Origin of the sequence: Variovorax sp. (assembly GCF_035634955.1) — a bacterium.
Lineage (GTDB): Bacteria > Pseudomonadota > Gammaproteobacteria > Burkholderiales > Burkholderiaceae_C > Variovorax.
Genome location: NZ_DASQBZ010000027.1, coordinates 187939 through 203593 on the forward strand (window position 1 = coordinate 187939; position 15655 = coordinate 203593).

General features: G+C 69.9%; 14 protein-coding genes. 7 read left to right on the forward strand and 7 right to left on the reverse strand.

Going from position 1 to position 15655, the window contains the following annotated elements; genetic code table 11:
* Positions 1-1602 carry an ABC transporter substrate-binding protein gene (locus VES41_RS19060; protein WP_324820267.1) on the reverse strand — a complete coding sequence of 534 codons (1602 nt, stop codon included), beginning with the start codon at positions 1600-1602 and terminating at the stop codon, positions 1-3.
* A gap of 404 nt (positions 1603-2006) precedes the next feature.
* Here VES41_RS19060 and VES41_RS19065 point away from each other — a divergent pair, with 404 nt between their 5' ends.
* Positions 2007-2999: a formylglycine-generating enzyme family protein gene (locus VES41_RS19065; RefSeq protein WP_324820269.1), complete on the forward strand. Its 993-nt coding sequence runs from the start codon at positions 2007-2009 to the stop codon at positions 2997-2999.
* A gap of 28 nt (positions 3000-3027) precedes the next feature.
* Here the strand turns inward: VES41_RS19065 and VES41_RS19070 are convergent, their stop codons facing one another.
* Complete coding sequence (locus tag VES41_RS19070) at positions 3028-3828, reverse strand: GntR family transcriptional regulator (RefSeq protein WP_324820271.1); 801 nt, start codon at positions 3826-3828, stop codon at positions 3028-3030.
* Between the two features lie 145 nt (positions 3829-3973).
* Between VES41_RS19070 and VES41_RS19075 the strand changes: the two genes are divergently transcribed.
* The 4 genes from VES41_RS19075 to VES41_RS19090 are packed head-to-tail and all read left to right on the forward strand — an operon-like array spanning position 3974 to position 7923.
* Complete coding sequence (locus tag VES41_RS19075; protein WP_324820273.1) at positions 3974-4837, forward strand: isocitrate lyase/PEP mutase family protein; 864 nt, start codon at positions 3974-3976, stop codon at positions 4835-4837.
* A gap of 5 nt (positions 4838-4842) precedes the next feature.
* Positions 4843-6264, forward strand: a complete 1422-nt coding sequence (locus VES41_RS19080; protein WP_324820275.1) for a 3-isopropylmalate dehydratase large subunit — start codon at positions 4843-4845, stop codon at positions 6262-6264.
* A 2-nt stretch (positions 6265-6266) separates the two neighbouring features.
* The gene (gene leuD, locus VES41_RS19085; protein WP_324820277.1) at positions 6267-6899 is read left to right on the forward strand and encodes a 3-isopropylmalate dehydratase small subunit; all 633 of its coding nucleotides are present in this window, start codon (positions 6267-6269) and stop codon (positions 6897-6899) included.
* 19 nt (positions 6900-6918) lie between these two features.
* A complete protein-coding gene (locus VES41_RS19090; RefSeq protein ID WP_324820279.1) occupies positions 6919-7923 on the forward strand; it encodes a tripartite tricarboxylate transporter substrate binding protein in 1005 nt (334 codons plus the stop codon).
* Between the two features lie 118 nt (positions 7924-8041).
* On the opposite strand, the gene chrA is transcribed toward VES41_RS19090, so the two are convergent.
* The 3 genes from chrA to VES41_RS19105 are packed head-to-tail and all read right to left on the reverse strand — an operon-like array spanning position 8042 to position 12231.
* On the reverse strand, positions 8042-9301 hold the full coding sequence (chrA, locus tag VES41_RS19095; protein ID WP_324820282.1) for a chromate efflux transporter: 1260 nt from the start codon (positions 9299-9301) through the stop codon (positions 8042-8044).
* 46 nt (positions 9302-9347) lie between these two features.
* Positions 9348-10802 carry an 8-oxoguanine deaminase gene (locus tag VES41_RS19100; RefSeq protein WP_324820283.1) on the reverse strand — a complete coding sequence of 485 codons (1455 nt, stop codon included), beginning with the start codon at positions 10800-10802 and terminating at the stop codon, positions 9348-9350.
* 13 nt (positions 10803-10815) lie between these two features.
* Positions 10816-12231 (reverse strand): nucleobase:cation symporter-2 family protein, encoded by a 1416-nt coding sequence (locus VES41_RS19105; protein WP_324820285.1) that lies wholly within the window; start codon positions 12229-12231, stop codon positions 10816-10818.
* Between the two features lie 242 nt (positions 12232-12473).
* Here VES41_RS19105 and VES41_RS19110 point away from each other — a divergent pair, with 242 nt between their 5' ends.
* Positions 12474-12788, forward strand: a complete 315-nt coding sequence (locus VES41_RS19110; protein WP_324820287.1) for a hypothetical protein — start codon at positions 12474-12476, stop codon at positions 12786-12788.
* A gap of 10 nt (positions 12789-12798) precedes the next feature.
* Here VES41_RS19110 and VES41_RS19115 read toward each other — a convergent pair whose 3' ends face one another.
* Complete coding sequence (locus tag VES41_RS19115; protein ID WP_324820289.1) at positions 12799-13563, reverse strand: YoaK family protein; 765 nt, start codon at positions 13561-13563, stop codon at positions 12799-12801.
* Between the two features lie 91 nt (positions 13564-13654).
* Between VES41_RS19115 and VES41_RS19120 the strand changes: the two genes are divergently transcribed.
* A complete protein-coding gene (locus VES41_RS19120; protein ID WP_324820291.1) occupies positions 13655-14671 on the forward strand; it encodes a serine hydrolase in 1017 nt (338 codons plus the stop codon).
* Between the two features lie 57 nt (positions 14672-14728).
* On the opposite strand, the gene VES41_RS19125 is transcribed toward VES41_RS19120, so the two are convergent.
* Complete coding sequence (locus tag VES41_RS19125) at positions 14729-15652, reverse strand: LysR family transcriptional regulator (RefSeq protein WP_324820293.1); 924 nt, start codon at positions 15650-15652, stop codon at positions 14729-14731.
* Positions 15653-15655: the final 3 nt, after the last annotated feature.

Below are 15655 nucleotides of genomic sequence, written 5' to 3' on the forward strand. Positions count from 1 at the left end.
TCAGGGCTGCAGGGACACTTCGTCGTAGGGCGACATCGGCCCCCAGATGGTGGTGGGCAACTGCCCGACCTTCTTGAGCGCGGCGGTGTGATAGGGCACCACGTTGATCACGTCGACCGGCAGCTCGGTGGTGACGATCTTCTCGAACTGGGCGTAGAGCGCCTTGCGCTCGTTCTCGTGGACGGCGGCGCCGGCCTTGGCCAGCAGCGCATCGACCTCGGGGTTGCGGTAGGACTGCGTGTTGGTCCAGACGATCGGCTTGATGTTGCTCGACAGGTATGTGCGGTGCACCCCGATGGTCGGGTCGCCCCAGTTCCAGACAAGGTCCATGGACAGGTCGAAGTCGTGCTCGGCCATGCGCTTGGCCCATGACGGGAAATCGGCCGAGGTGCGTACCTCCAGCGTCACGCCCACCTTCTTGAGCTGGCCCCGCAGGTACTCGGCCACCGTCTTCTGCTGGTCGTCGGCGCCCGGCACGTAGTCGATGGTGAGCTTGAGGCGCTCGCCGCCTTCGCCGGGCTTGAGGCCGGCTTCGTCCAGCAGTGCCGCGGCCTTCTTCAGGTCGAACGGATACTTGACGTTGTCCGCCGCCGAGAAGAACGGGCTGGTGGGCACGATGGGGCCGGTGGTCGGCGTGGCGAAACCGCCCATCAGCGCCTTGGTGATGAAGTCCTTGTTGATCGTGTGCGCGATCGCCTGACGCACCTTCAGGTCGGACAGGGGCTTGCGTTCGAGGTTGAAGGCCAGCCAGTTGAGCGGGCCGATGCCCTCGTAGCCCTTGCGCGCGAGCGTGATCTTCGGGTTGTCGGACATGCGGCGCAGGTCCGTCGGTATCGACGCGAAGGCAATCATCTGGATGTCGCCGCGCTCGAGTCCGAGAACCAGGGACGAGGCGTCCGGCGTGAGGTTGAAGACCACCTTGTCGAGATAGGGCTTGCCCTGCAGGAAGAACTTGTCGTGCTTGTCGAGCACGATGCGCTGGCCGGGCGTGAACTCGACGAACTTGAACGGCCCCGAGCCGACCACGTCCTTGCTGTTGCGCGGGTGGCTCTTGAGGTCCTGGCCGTCGCCATAGACATGCTTGGGCAGGATCGGGCACAGGGCCGGCGACATGGCCAGCACGATCGCCGGGTGCGGCGTGCTCATGCGGATGACGGCGGTGTGCTCGTCGGGCGTCTCCACCTTTTCCACCGGGCCGAACATGGTCTGGAACGGATGGTTCGCCTTGATCGCCATGATCGAGAAGGCGACATCGGCCGACGTGATCGGCTTGCCGTCGTGGAACACCGCGTTCTTGCGCAGGTTGAGCGTGAGCGACAGGCCATCGTCGGCCAGCTTCCAGCTCTCGGCGAGATAGGGGTGTGGCTTCCATTGGTCGTCGAAGCGCAGGGGACTGGCAAACAACTGGCTCGACGGCATCGCCGTGGCGGCGCCCGACTGCACGGCGCCATTGAGGTGGCGCGGCGTCTGCGTCGTGCCCACCACCAGCGTGCCGCCGCGCTGCGGCTCGGCGGCCTCGCCGATCAGCGGCCAGCCCATCGTGGCGCTGGCGAGCGCGGCGGCGGTGACGAGACGCCGGCGAGCCGGATTGATGACGGTCATTTCTACTCTCCTTGCGATGCGATCAAGACGAACCGATAACGTGTGTGTCCGCAAGATACGCTGTGCGCACCGCAAGGCGATAGGTCCAACATCCGGCCTTCGATGGGACCAGCCGAACGCCGCCCATACTGGTGCAAACCCTGCCCCGGCACGGGGCGGATTGCTGAAGAAACAACCGCCTTACAACGGCGGCGAGCGGCGTGCGCGGGAGCGCCGGCCCCGGCACGGGTGGCGTTCAGCCGGCGGGGCACCGATGTAAAAGCAGGGGGCGTGCCAGGGCCGGCGGGCCACGCGGTCGGCGAATGACCCGGCGGCGGCATCGGTCACGAGCCGGCCGCCTTGCTGACCCGGTGTGAAGCTGAGATGCTTGGCCATTCCCCTCTCTTTGCCCGTTAGCACCGGCCATGGCCCAGACCTTGAACGCGATCCCCGATTCCCTTCTGACCCAGGACATGGTCCGCATTCCCGGCGGCACCTTTCGCATGGGCTCCGACCGGCACTACCCGGAGGAAGCGCCGGCGCACCGCGTGAAGGTCGACGCCTTCATGATGGACCGGACGCCGGTCACCAATGAGCAGTTCGCCGCCTTCGTCGAGGCCACCGGCCACGTCACCACCGCCGAGGTGCCGCCCGATCCCAAGGACTACCCCAACGCATTGCCGGAGATGCTGGTGCCCAGCTCGATGGTGTTCGTGGCGCCGCGCCACCGCGTGACCAACCTGCGCGACGTCACGCAGTGGTGGCAGTTCATCCGCGACGCCGACTGGCGCCATCCCTATGGCCCGGGCAGCAGCATCGAAGGCAAGGAGATGCATCCGGTCGTCCATGTCTCGCATGCCGACGCCATGGCCTATGCACGCTGGGCCGGCAAGTCGCTGCCGACCGAGGCCGAGTGGGAATTCGCCGCGCGCGCGGACATGCGCGACGACTGGGAGTTCGTCTGGGGCGAGCAGCTCGTGACCGATGGCCGGCGCATGGCCAACACGTGGCACGGCGAGTTTCCCAACCACAACCAGAAGCCAGACGGCTGGGACCGCACCTCGCCCGTCGGCAGCTACCCGGCCAACAGCTACGGCCTGGTCGACATGATCGGCAACGTGTGGGAATGGACGGACGACTGGTGGACCGCGCGGCACCCGGCCGACGCCGCCAAGCCCTGCTGCATCCCGAGCAACCCGCGCGGCGGCCAGGAGAAGGCCAGCTACGACCCCGCCATGCCGGACATCCTGATTCCGCGCAAGGTGCTCAAGGGCGGCTCGCACCTGTGCGCGCCCAACTACTGCCGCCGCTATCGTCCGGCCGCGCGGCATGCGCATCCGGTCGACACCTCGACCACGCACATCGGTTTTCGCTGCGTGGTGCGCGAGGTGGCGGAGGCCGGCGGCGACGAGGGCTGAGCCGGCCGCGTCCGGGCTGGGAGGGCGGCTACTCCAGATCGTGCACGATCTGCCCGGCGCCGGTCGTGTTGACCGCCTCGGCCGGCACATCCATCAACACCCGGCTGCGCTCGCCGGTGAAATGAATGGTGATGTACTGCACCGGCCGCTTGCGGCGGTCGTGCAGCACCCGCACCAGCTGCACCAGGGGCGCGCCAAGGTCGACGCGTAGCAGGCGCGCGAGTACCGGGTCGGCGGCGACCGCCGTCACCTCCTGGATCACCCGGCCGAACTTCACGCCTTCGCCCATCAGGATCTCGAACAGCGCGCGCTTGCCCAGTTCGGCCTCGGTCACGTTCTGTCCCACTTCACGGGGAACCCACGCGTCGGTCACCATCATCGGCGTGCCCTTCACCGACCGCAGCCGCACCGCGTGCACCGCGGACGTGCCAGCGCTCAGCGCCAGTTGTTCAGCCACTGCCGGCGGGGCTGGGGCCGTCTCGACCTTCAAGACCGTCACCTCGGTCTCGCGCGCCTGCTTGTCGAGTGATTCGAGCAGCCCGAAGCTGGGCCGCGGCCGCGACGGCCGCGTGCCCGCACGCACGTAGGTGCCGCGTCCCGGGCGCTTTTCCACCAGGCCCAGGCGCTCCAGGTCGGACACGGCGCGGCGCACCGTGATGCGCGAGACGTCGAAGCGCGCGCACAGCGCGTCCTCGGGCGGAATCAGGTCGCCGATGGCGTAGACCCCCTGCGCGATCTGGTCGCGCAACACCATGAAAAGCTGGCGGTGCAAGGCGGTGCCGGGCTCGCGGCGCAGATGCGAGGCGTGGGAGGTATTGGTGGCGTCCATCGGTTCGAGCGTTTGGCGGGTCAGCCGACGCTGCCCGGCCAGCATTGTGCCTGTCATCCAGACATACCCTAGTAATGACATAAGGTCATAGCATTATGATGACATGACTAAATCGCCCCTGACTCTCGAACCTCGGACACACCAGATGACACCCGCCCAGCAACTTCGCGCGCTGCTTGCGCGCCCCGACCTCGTCGTCGCTCCTGGCGCCTATGACGGCATGACCGCCAGGATGGTCCAGGCCGCCGGCTTTTCCTGCGTCTACATGACCGGCGCAGGCGCCTCGGCCGCGCGTGGCTTTCCCGACTATGGCCTGCTGTCGATGAGCGAGATGGCCGACGCCGCAGGCGTATTGGCGCGCTCGGTCAGCCTGCCGCTGGTGGCCGACGCGGACACCGGCTACGGCAACGAGCTGAACGTGACGCGCACCGTGCGCGAGTACGAGATGCGCGGCGTCGCCGGCCTGCACATCGAGGACCAGGTCGCGCCCAAGCGCTGCGGGCATCTCGACGGCAAGGAAGTGATCCCGCGCGGCCAGTTCGTCGCCAAGATCCGCGCCGCGCTCGAAGCCAGGCGCGATCCGGCCTTCCTGGTCATCGCCCGTACCGATGCGCGCGCCATGCTCGGCCTCGACGAGGCGGTCGAGCGCGCCCGCGCCGCGCTTGCGGCCGGCGCCGACATGGTGTTCGTGGAGGCGGCGCAATCGATGGAAGAGCTCGAGTCGATCCCGCGCCGGGTGGAGGGGCCGTGCCTGCTCAACATCGTGCGCGGCGGCAAGACGCCCGACCTGAGCCTGGCCGCGGCGCAGGACATGGGCTACAGGATGGCCATCCTGCCGAGCCTGCTGATCGGCGCCGCGGCGTCGGCCTGCGAGCAGGCGCTGTCGACGCTCAGGTCGACCGGCCAGCCGCCCAGTTCGGCGCAGGGGCCAGGTGTCGCCGAGCGCTTCCGCCGGCTCGGCGCGGACGAGTGGGATGCCTTGCGTACGCGCTTCGACGACGCCCAGTGAACGCCATGAACCATAGCGACGCCGCGAAGCCCCCGCGCACCCTGTTCGACAAGATCTGGGACGCCCACGTGGTGCAGCCGCTGGGCGATGGCTGGGACCTGCTGCACATCGACCGGCATCTGTTGCACGACCTGTCCGGCACCGCGGGCCTGCGCGAACTGGCCGCGCGCGGCATGTCCGTGCGCAATCCGGAACTTGCCTTCGCCACGCCGGACCATGCCGTCTCCAGCGCACCCGGCCGCACCGGCCGCACCTTCGCCGGGGGGGCGCACCTGTACGACGGCCTGAAGCTGCTGACGCAGCGCAGCGGCATCCGACTGTTCGACCTGGGCGAGCCGGGGCAGGGCATCGTGCACGTGATGGGCCCGGAGCTGGGCATCGTGCAGCCGGGCATGACACTGATCTGCGGCGACAGCCACACCTGCACCAACGGCGCGCTGGGCGCCGTTGCGTTCGGCGTCGGTTCGTCGGAACTCACGCATGCACTGGCCAGCCAGACCCTGGTGCTGCGCCGTCCCCGCACGTTGCGCGTCCTGTTCGAAGGATTGCCTGGCCCGGGCGTCGGTGCGAAGGACCTGGCCTTGTCGATGATCGGACAGCTCGGCGCCAGCGCCGGCACCGGCTTTGCCGTGGAGTACGCGGGCGAAGCCGTGCGTGGCATGGACATCGAGCAGCGCATGACCCTGTGCAACCTCTCCATCGAGCTGGGCGCGCGCATCGGCCTGGTGGCGCCCGACGCCAGGACAGAGGCGTATCTTCGCGGCCGCCCGTTCGCACCCGCCGAGGCGATCTTCGGGCGGGCCGCGGCGCACTGGCGCCTGCTGCCTGGCGATGACGGCGCCCGTCACGACCGCGAGGCGCGCATCGACGCACGGCGCGTCGCGCCCACTCTCACGTGGGGCACGAGCCCGGAGCACGCGATGGCGGTGGACGGGCGCATACCGGACCCGGCCGACGCCGTGGACGCAGCACAGCGCGGCGCCTGGCAGGCAGCGCTCGACTACATGGGCCTGGTACCCGGCGCTGCCCTGCAAGGCACGCGGGTGAACCGGGTCTTCATCGGGTCGTGCACCAACTCGCGCCTGTCGGACCTGCGCGAGGCGGCCGCGCTGATCCGCGGCCGGCGCGTCGCCGCGCACGTGCGCGCATGGGTCGTGCCGGGCTCGGAGAACGTCAAGCGCGCCGCGCAGGCCGAAGGGCTCGACGCGATCTTCACCGCCGCCGGCTTCGAATGGCGCGAGCCCGGCTGCAGCATGTGCGTGGCCGCCAACGGCGAGCAGGCGGCGCCGGGCGAACGCGTGGTGTCCACGTCCAACCGCAACTTCGTCGGGCGGCAGGGGCCGGGCGCGCGCACCCATCTGGCCAGCCCGGCCAGCGCCGTCGCCGCTGCCCTGGCGGGCGTCATCACCGATCCGCGGAGCCTGTGAGCATGCAGCCCTTTTCCACCCTGCGCGGCGCTGCGGCGCCGCTGGCGCTCGACAACGTCGACACCGACCTCATCATCCGCATCGAGCGACTGACCAGCCTCCAGCGTGCAGAACTCGGGCCTTGGGCGTTCGAAGCGCTGCGCTACCGTGCCGACGGCAGCGAAGACCCTGCCTTCGTGCTCAACCAGCCATGCTGGCGCGACGCGCCGATCCTGGTGGCCGGGCGCAACTTCGGTTGCGGCTCGTCCCGCGAGGGTGCCGTGTGGGCCCTGCTGGCGCGCGGCATCCGTTGCGTGATGGCAGAGAGCTTTGGCGACATCTTCCATGCCAACTGCTTCCAGAACGGCGTGCTGCCGATCCGCCTCGATGCGTCCGATCTTGCCGTCGTGCATGCCGCATGCGCGCCAGGCGCGCAATGGACGGTGGATCTGCAGGCGCAGGCCATCGCCGCGCCAGGCGGCGCAGTGCTGAATTTCGAGGTCGACCCGCTGCGCCGCGCCGCGCTGCTCGAGGGCCTGGACGACATCGGCCGCACGTTGAAGCTGCAGGGCGCCATCGACGCATGGCAGGCCGCCGACAAGGTCGCGCGCCCGTGGGTGTGGCCCGCGGCAGCGGCGGCCATTGCGCAACCATGAATCCGAAGAGAACCAGCACATGACCATCACCCATCCGAAAAAACACCTTTTCCCGATCCGCGCGGCGACGCGCCGCACACTGCTGGCGCTGCTGGGCGCGGCCACCCTTGGTGCTGCCGCGGCGCATGCCGAGGGCGCATGGACACCAGAGCGACAGGTGACGCTGATCGTCCCGTACAACCCAGGCGGCGGCACCGACGCCACCGCCCGCGCTGTGGCGAGCCGACTGTCGGTTCTGTGGAACAAGCCGGTGGTCGTCGAGAACCTGGGCGGCGCCGATGGCCTGATCGGCACACGCCGCGTGATCGAGGCAGCGCCCGACGGCTACACGCTGCTGTTCCAGGTGCCGTCGGTCCTGCTGATGAAGTACCAGCGCAGCCTCAAGGGCATCGACCCGGTCGGCCAGCTCGCGCCGGTGACCGCGGTGGCGACTTCGCCCACCGCGCTGGTGATGACCGGCACCCTGCCTTTCAAGACGTTGCCCGAGCTGGTGGCGTACTGCCGCAGCAAACCGTGCAACGTGGGCAGCGGCGAGAACAGCTCCAAGGTGCGTGCCCAGAAGTTCGCGGCCGACTACCAGTTGCACGACATGGCGGTGGTGAACTACAAGGGCACATCGCCCATCGTCGGCGACCTGGTGTCGGGCAACCTCACCATGGCCTTCACCGGCATCACCGCGGCCATGCCTCTGCACAAGACCGGCCGCCTGCGCATCCTGGTGACCAACGGGAACGAGCGCGCGCAGGCGCTGCCCGACGTGCCGACCAGCATGGAGGCCGGCTGGCCCGATTCCTACTCGGTGACCTGGTACGGCATGTTCGCGCCCAAGGGAACGCCGGCGCGCGTCGCCCAGGCCATCGCCGACGCGACCCGCGAGGCGGGCAAGGACCCGCACGTGCGCGAGGCGCTGGCTGTTGCCGGTGCCGAGCCGGCCTTCACCAGCCCGGCCGCGTTCGCCGAGATGATCCGCCAGGACGATGCACGCCTCGGTGCGCTGGTCAAGCGCTTTCCGCTGGAGGATTGAGCGCCTTCGCGCTCAGCCGCCCGCCTGCGCATCCACCAGGATGAACGCGATGCGGGCCATCGCCTGCGAGCGGTTGGCCCATGCGTGATGGGTGCGATGGCGGAGTCGATCGTGGGCGTCAGCGTGCGAGCAGCCAACCCGCCGTGGCCGACAGCGCCACGACCAGAACGGGCGAGCGTCGCCCGACCACCAGCAGGCCGAACGCGCCGAGCGCCACGCCGAAGTCGGCGCGCGAATGGATCGCGCTTGTCCAGACGGGGTCGTACAGCGCCGCCGCCAGGACGCCGACGACAGCAGCATTGATGCCGGCCATTGCGCGCCGGATGCCGTCGCGCCGGCGCAGGGATTCCCAGAAGGGCAATGCACCGGCGACCACCAGGAAGCCAGGCACGAAGATCGCCACCAGAAGAGCCAGGCCGCCCTCCCATCCTCCGAGCGCACCGTTCATGACCGTGCCGAGGTATGCCGCGAACGTGAACAACGGGCCGGGCACGGCTTGCGCGGCGCCGTATCCGGCGAGGAAGGCGTCGTTGGTCACCAATCCGCCGGGTACCACGCTCGCCTGCAGAAGCGGCAGCACCACATGTCCCCCGCCGAACACCAGCGCGCCCGACTGATAGAAGGAGGCGATGACGGCAAGCGCCGGCGAACGGGTCGCGGCCGCCAGCACCGGCAGCACGACCAGCAACAAGGCTAACAGCAGCAGCAGGGCGGCGCCCATGCTCTTGCGCACGCCGCGGTCGCGGTCTTCGGTGCTGGGAACGCGTCCAGCATGCACGGCGCAACGTCCTGCGATCGCACCTGCGACGATGGCGCCGACCTGCCCCATTGCCGATGGGACGGCAAGCACCAGCAACGCCGCGACGATGGCGATGCCCGCTCGCAAGCGATCGGGACACAGCGTCCTGCCCATGCCCCAGACCGCCTGGGCGACGATGGCGACGGCTGCGACCTTCAGCCCGTGGACCGCACCGGACTGCGCCAGGGCATCCCATCGGCTGACGCCGAGCCCGAACAGGACGAGCGCGATGGCAGACGGAAGCGTGAAGCCCGCCCACGCGCAAAGTCCGCCCGGCCAGCCTGCGCGCCCAAGCCCGAGTGCAATGCCGACCTGGCTGCTCGCGGGGCCCGGCAGAAACTGGCAGAGCGCCACCAGGTCCGAATAGCTCTTGTCGTCCAGCCAGGCCCGGCGCTGGACGAACTCCGTGCGAAAGTAGCCCAGGTGAGCGACAGGGCCGCCGAACGAGATCAGTCCGAGCTTGAGGAAGGCGAGGAATACCTCGATGGCCGAGCCGCGCGGCGTGGACGCGTCCACCGCACCGGCTTCGGCCCGCGCGTCAGGGTGCCTGCCTTGTTCCCGATGTCGACGCTGTCCCATGCTGGCGAGCCCGCTCGAGCCGCTGCCTGCGTCCGCGCCGCGTCGCTCAGGCCTGCCCGGCCGTGTGCGGATGCCGCGCCGCGTCGTACAACTGTCGCGCCAGGTCGCGGTGGCGTTGCAGCAGCGGCGCCAGCTCGGTGTCGACCAGTTCGCCGCTGCGCACCCGGACCCGGCCGTTGATCACCGACAGCGCCGCATTGCCCGGCTGGCAGAACACGAGCGCGGCCACCGGGTCGTGCCAGGCACCGGCATGGCTGACGCCGCGCAGGTCGAACGCGACCATGTCGGCCGCCATGCCGGGTGCCAGCGCGCCGATGTCGTCGCGGCCGAGCACCCTGGCGCCGCCCAGCGTCGCGATCTCCAGCGCCTCGCGTGCGGTCATCGCGGCCGGGCCGTGGCCGACCCGGGCCAGCAGCATGGCCTGGCGCGCCTCGCCCAGCATGTGCGCGCCGTCGTTGCTGGCGCTGCCGTCCACGCCCAGGCCGACCGGCACGCCGGCGCGCCGCATGGCGCCGACCGGCGCAATGCCCGAGGCCAGGCGCATGTTGCTGCACGGGCAATGGGCCACGCCGGTGCCGGTGCGGCCGAACAGGGCGATGCCGGCCTCGTCCAGCTTGACGCAGTGGGCATGCCACACGTCATGGCCGACCCAGCCGAGGTCTTGCGCGTACTCGGCTGGCGTCATGCCGAACTTCTCGCGCGAATAGGCGATGTCGTTGTCGTTCTCGGCCAGGTGCGTGTGCAGCGACACGCCCTTGTCGCGCGCCAGCACGGCCGATTCGCGCATCAGCTCGCGCGAGACCGAGAACGGCGAGCACGGCGCCACCACCACGCGCTGCATGGCGAAGCGGCCCGGGTTGTGCCAGCGCGCGATCAGGCGCTCGCTGTCGGCCAGGATGTCGGCTTCGCGCTCGACCACCTCGTCCGGCGGCAGGCCGCCCGCGCTGCGCCCGACGCTCATGCTCCCGCGCGCCGCGTGGAAGCGCATGCCCATGGCGGCGGCGGCCTCGATGGAGTCGTCCAGCCGACTGCCGTTGGGGAACAGGTACAGGTGGTCGCTCGTGGTGGTGCAGCCCGAGAGCATCAGCTCGGCCATCGCGGTCCCGGTGGACACGCGGATCATCTCCGGCGTCAGCCGCGCCCAGAGCAGGTACAGGTTGGTCAGCCAGCCGAACAGTTCGGCGTCCTGCGCCTCGGGCACCACGCGCGTCAGGCTCTGGTACATGTGGTGGTGCGTGTTGACCAGCCCGGGCATCAGCACGTGGCCTTGCAGGTCGATCGCTTCGGCGCGGCCGTCCTCCAGCGCGTCCAGGTAGGGGGCCGGAAGCTCGCTCGTGGGGCCGGCCCATTCGACGGCGGGCCCCCTGGCGACCACCGCGCCATCGCGGATCTCGCGCCTTGCCGCGTCCATGGTGACCAGCACCTCGGCGTGGCGCAGGATCAGCAGGCGGCCGTCGCCGGCGTCCGCGTTGCCCGGGGAGGGTGTGGAAGATGGTGTCATGTAATGCGGATCCTCATTCGGCCGAATGCGTGCTCGAGCCTGCGAGCTGCATCGCCCGCTCGCGCGACAACACGCCGTTGTAGAACAGGTTGAGCACCACGGCGGCCACCGTACCCAGCACGATCCCGCTGTGCGTGATCGGATGGGTCCAGGCCGGCAGGTGCTGGAACAGGGTGGGCGACAGCGTGGGGATGAGCCCCAGGCCGATTGAAATGGCGATCACGTACAGCGCATGCCGGTTGGCCCCGTAGTCGATGCTACCCAGAATGCGGATTCCCGTGGCGGCCACCATGCCGAACATGACGATGCCGGCGCCGCCCAGCACGTACGGCGGCACGCTGGCCACCACGTGCGCCAGCTTCGGCACCAGCGCCAGCAGGATCAGGATCAGCCCGCCCGCTGCCGCCACGTAGCGCGAGCGCACGCCGGTCAGCGTGACCAGGCCCACGTTCTGCGAGAAGCTGGTGTAGGGAAAGGTGTTGAACACGCCGCCGATCACCGTGCCCAGGCCGTCGGCGCGCAGGCCGCGCGTGAGCAGGTCCGGCGTCATCCGGCGCCCGGTGATGGCGCCCAGCGCCAGGAACATGCCCGTCGATTCCACCAGCGTGATCAGCATGACGATGCACATCGACACGATGGCCGGCAACTCGAAGCGGGGCAGCCCGAAGTGGAACGGCGTCGTCACCGACAGCCAGGGCGCCTCGGCCAGCCCGTCGAAGTGCATCCGGCCGAGCGCCAGCGAAACCGCCACGCCCACCACGATGCCCAGCAGCACGGCGATGTTGCTGACCAGCCCCCGGCCGAAGCGGCTGATGCCGATGATCACCAGCAGCACCAGCGCCGCGATGGCCAGCTTGGCCGGGTCGCCGTAGTCGGCGTTGAAGACGGCGTGCTGCACGCCGTCGACCATCTGCATGCTCGACGGCTGGCCGCCGCCGGCCCAGTTGATGGCCACGCCCATCAGCGAGACGCCGATCAGCGTGATGACCGTGCCCGTGACCAGCGGCGGGAAGACGCCCAGCAGGCGCCCCATGAGCGGCGCCACCAGCATGCCGAACACGCCCGCCACGATGGTCGCGCCGTAGATGGCGGTCAGCCCGAGCGAAGGATCGGCGCCGATGGCGATCATCGGACCGACGGCGGCGAAGGTCACGCCCATCATCACCGGCATGCGGATGCCGAAGCGCCAAAGCCCCAGCGCCTGGATCAGCGTGACGATGCCGGCCGCCAGCAGGTCGGCGTTGATCAGGAAGGCGATGTCGGCCTTGGATAGGCCCAGCGCGCCGCCCACGATCAGCGGCACCGCCACCGTGCCGGCATACATCACCAGCACGTGCTGAAGGCCGAGCGCGGCGCAGCGCGGCAGCGGCAGCTTCTGGTCGACCGCCTCGGCCGTCGTCGTGGAAGAAGAATCGTGAGGAGCAGTCATGGTTGTTCCGCCCTGGAAGGGTGTTGTCTCGTGGTTTGCTTCGGTCGCGCCGTGGCACTGCCAAGTGCACGCCGCGCGCCGGCAGTCTAGGTGGGCGGTCGACCGGCCGGCGAGGTCAGAATTTCGCCTGCGGTGTGCACGAAAAGTGGACGCGTGGAGGGGCGGGCCGGGGCCCGCCATGGCTTTAGGCCTAGTTCCTATTGGCGGTGTCCCGGGCCGGATCGGAGTAAGAAAATAGGGTTATGCAGACGCCCGCACTCCAGTCGCCGCCGGCCCACGGTCTTCGCAGCAAACCGGCTGTCCCGGCTGGGTTCGCCCGGCCCAAGGGCAGCTTCGCCGAAGAACTGCCGCTGCCCGATGGGCCGCCCCTGAGGCGCCTGACCAGCCGCCAGTTGCGAGAGCTGAGTGCCCAGTGGCATGACCAGGCCCGGCGCGGCGACGAAGGCGCCGAGCGCGTCGCACAGGTGCTGGCATGGGTGGCCGACCAGCGCGCGCGCAGGGAGCCGGCGCGCGTCAAGGTGCTCGCCGAGCGGCTGTCGCGCTGGGTCGGCCTGTAGCGGCGCTCGTCTACTTGCCCAGGTGGGCGAGCATCAGCTTGACGCGCGGGCCGTCGCGGATGAACGGCGGCACCGAGATCGCCAGGAGCAGCGCCGCCAGCGGCACCACACAGACGAATCCCGCGTACTTGAAGCCGAGCGCGCCCACCATCCCGCCGAGGATGAACATGCCCACCAGCCCGGCGGAGATCCTCATGCGCAGCCAGTCGTGCCGGACCTTGGACGCCGGCGTGCTGCCGCTGCGCTTGAGGAAGATCACCTTGCCCAGCTCCATGCCAAGGTCGGTGATGTTGCCGGTCATGTGGGTCGTGCGCGTGCTCCCGCCGGACGTCTTCGAGCCCACGGCGTTCTGCAAGCCCATGATGAACGACAGCAGCAGCACCGTCAGCGGCACCGCGAACGGCGTGCTCCAGGTGAGCGTGACGGCGCCCATCAGGCCGAACGGCAGCATCAGCAGCGCCTCGAGCATCAGCGGCAGCGCATAGACGCTGTGCAGGCGCCGCTGGCGGCCCCAGTTCACCAGGATGGCGCACACCGCGGCGCCGGCAATGAAAGCCAGGATCGCGCCCATGGCGTTGAGCGCCAGCGTGGCATTGGCCAGGACCAGGCCGTCCGCCAGCTGCGAGGCGAACCCGGTCATGTGCGACGTGTACATGTGCAGCACCAGGAAGCCGCCGGCGTTGACCGCGCCGGCATTGAACGCCAGCAGCAGGCCCAGTGCCCTGTTGGTCGAGGGAATTCGATGCCGGCCGGTCAGATGGCGAAGTCTGCGCATGGATGCTCCGGCCCACAGTATCCTCCAGGCGGTCCGGCCGGACGACGTCCGCCGACCATTCGCGGCGGCCAACATGAAACCTGATGCGCCCATGACGCCAGCAACATCATCCAGGCCCGGCAGGCATGCCAGGCTGTTGGTCTTCCTGTCGCTGCTTCCCGTGGCTTCGCTGGCCCAGTGGCGATCCCCGACCGCGCAGGAGCAGGCGTCGGACGCGGCGGCGTTCGAGGGTATGGAGCGGGTGATCGGCGAGAACTTCCCGCAAGTGCAGAGCGTATTCGTGGCCCTGGGCGGGCGCATCGCGTTCCGGTACTACCGCGACGGCACACCCGAGGCCTTGCGGGCGGTCCACTCAGTGGCCAAGAGCGCAGCGTCGGCGCTCGTGGGCGCGGCGTTGCAGCAGGGCCATCTCCAGAGCCTGGACCAGCGGGTCGTCGACCTCCTGCCGGAACTGGCGCCATTGAACGCCGACCCGCGTTCGCGCGAGATCACGCTGCGCCACCTGCTGACGATGACCGCGGGCTTCCAGGTCGACGACCCGGCCGGGACCGCCCCCGCCCTGCGCGCGCGAGAAGGTTGGGCGCGGCCGATGTCGAGCGCACCCGGGCAGACCTTCGCGTACGACAACACCATCCCGGTCATCCTGGCCGCGATTCTCGAGCGCACGACGGGCATGCCGCTGGCCGACTATGCCCGCCAGCGCCTGGTCGCGCCGCTCGGAATGGCCGAGCCGTCGTACCGGCAGGGGTTGCACATGCGTACCGAGGACATGGCCAGGCTCGGCCAGCTGTTCCTCCAGAACGGGCGCTGGGGCGACCGGCAACTGCTGGCGCCGGCCTTCGTTGCCGAAGCCACCACCGCCCGAAATGCGGGCGGTCCGCCGGGCTCGCTGCCGTACGGGTTCATGTGGTGGGTCGTGCCGTCCGGGGCGCAGCGGCAGACCTTCATGGCCAGCGGGTATAGCGGGCAGTTCGTCTGGGTCTACCCGCGGCTGGACATGGTGGTGGCGACGACGTCGAGCGTTTCGGCGGATGCGCAAAGGCAGGGCCAGGCGCTGCAGCTGATTCGCACCAGACTCTTCGCGGCGGCGCGCAAAAGCGCGCCCTGAAGCGGGTCGGACCGGACACGGCCATGCCGGCGTCTGCATCGTGCCCGCAACGGCGTGCTACGCGGACGGCGCCGGCCGATGGCTTGCCATCAGGTCCTCCAGTCCGGCCATCAGATGCCTGGCCAGCAACTCCGCCGCGGGATTGACGTCGAGGCCCGGGCGGCAGACCAGGCGCAAGGTCTGCGGGCGCGGGTGCGTGTCGCGCAAGGGCACGAACACCAGGTGGCCGGCGCGCCGCTCCCCGGCGATGTCCAGCGCGTTGAGCAGGCTGATGCCGGCGCCGCGCATCACCAGTTGCCGGATCAGCGCGGTGGACGTGCTCTCGACGACCGGCGTCACGCGGATGGCGCTGCGCGCGAACGCGCCGTCCAGCAGCGGCCGCAGCGACAGGTCGGCGGTCGGCAGGATCAGCGGATGGCCCACGCAGTCCGACAGCAGGGCGGTGGCCTGGCGGGCGAGCGGATGCCCCGGCGGCACCACCGCGCCGATCGGCCACTCGCTGGTGAACAGCACGCGGAAGCCGGCGCTGTCTGGCACGTCGTAGGCCAGGCCCAGGTCGCTGTCGCCGGCATGCACGCTGCGCAGCACCTCGGGCACCGGATAGTCCAGCAGGCGCAGCCGGATGCCCGGATGCCCCGCGTGGAAGCCGTGCACCAGCCCGGGCAGGAAGGCCTCGGTCATGCCCGGCGTGGTGGCCAGCGTCACGTCGCCCTGGCGCAGGCCCTGCACCGCGGCGATGCGCTCGCGCACACCGTCGAACTCGCGCAGCGTGGCGCGCGCGTGCTCGAGCACGATCTCGCCCACCGGCGTGAGCCGTAGCGTGCCTCGCACGCGCTCGAAAAGGGGCGCGCCCAGTTCCTCCTCGAGGTTGAGAATCTGGCGGTTGACCGCCGTCGGCACGACGTGCAGCTGCGCGGCCGCCTTGCGGATCGATCCCGCGCGGACGACTTCGGCGAAGTAGCGGAGCACCTTGGCATGCATGGA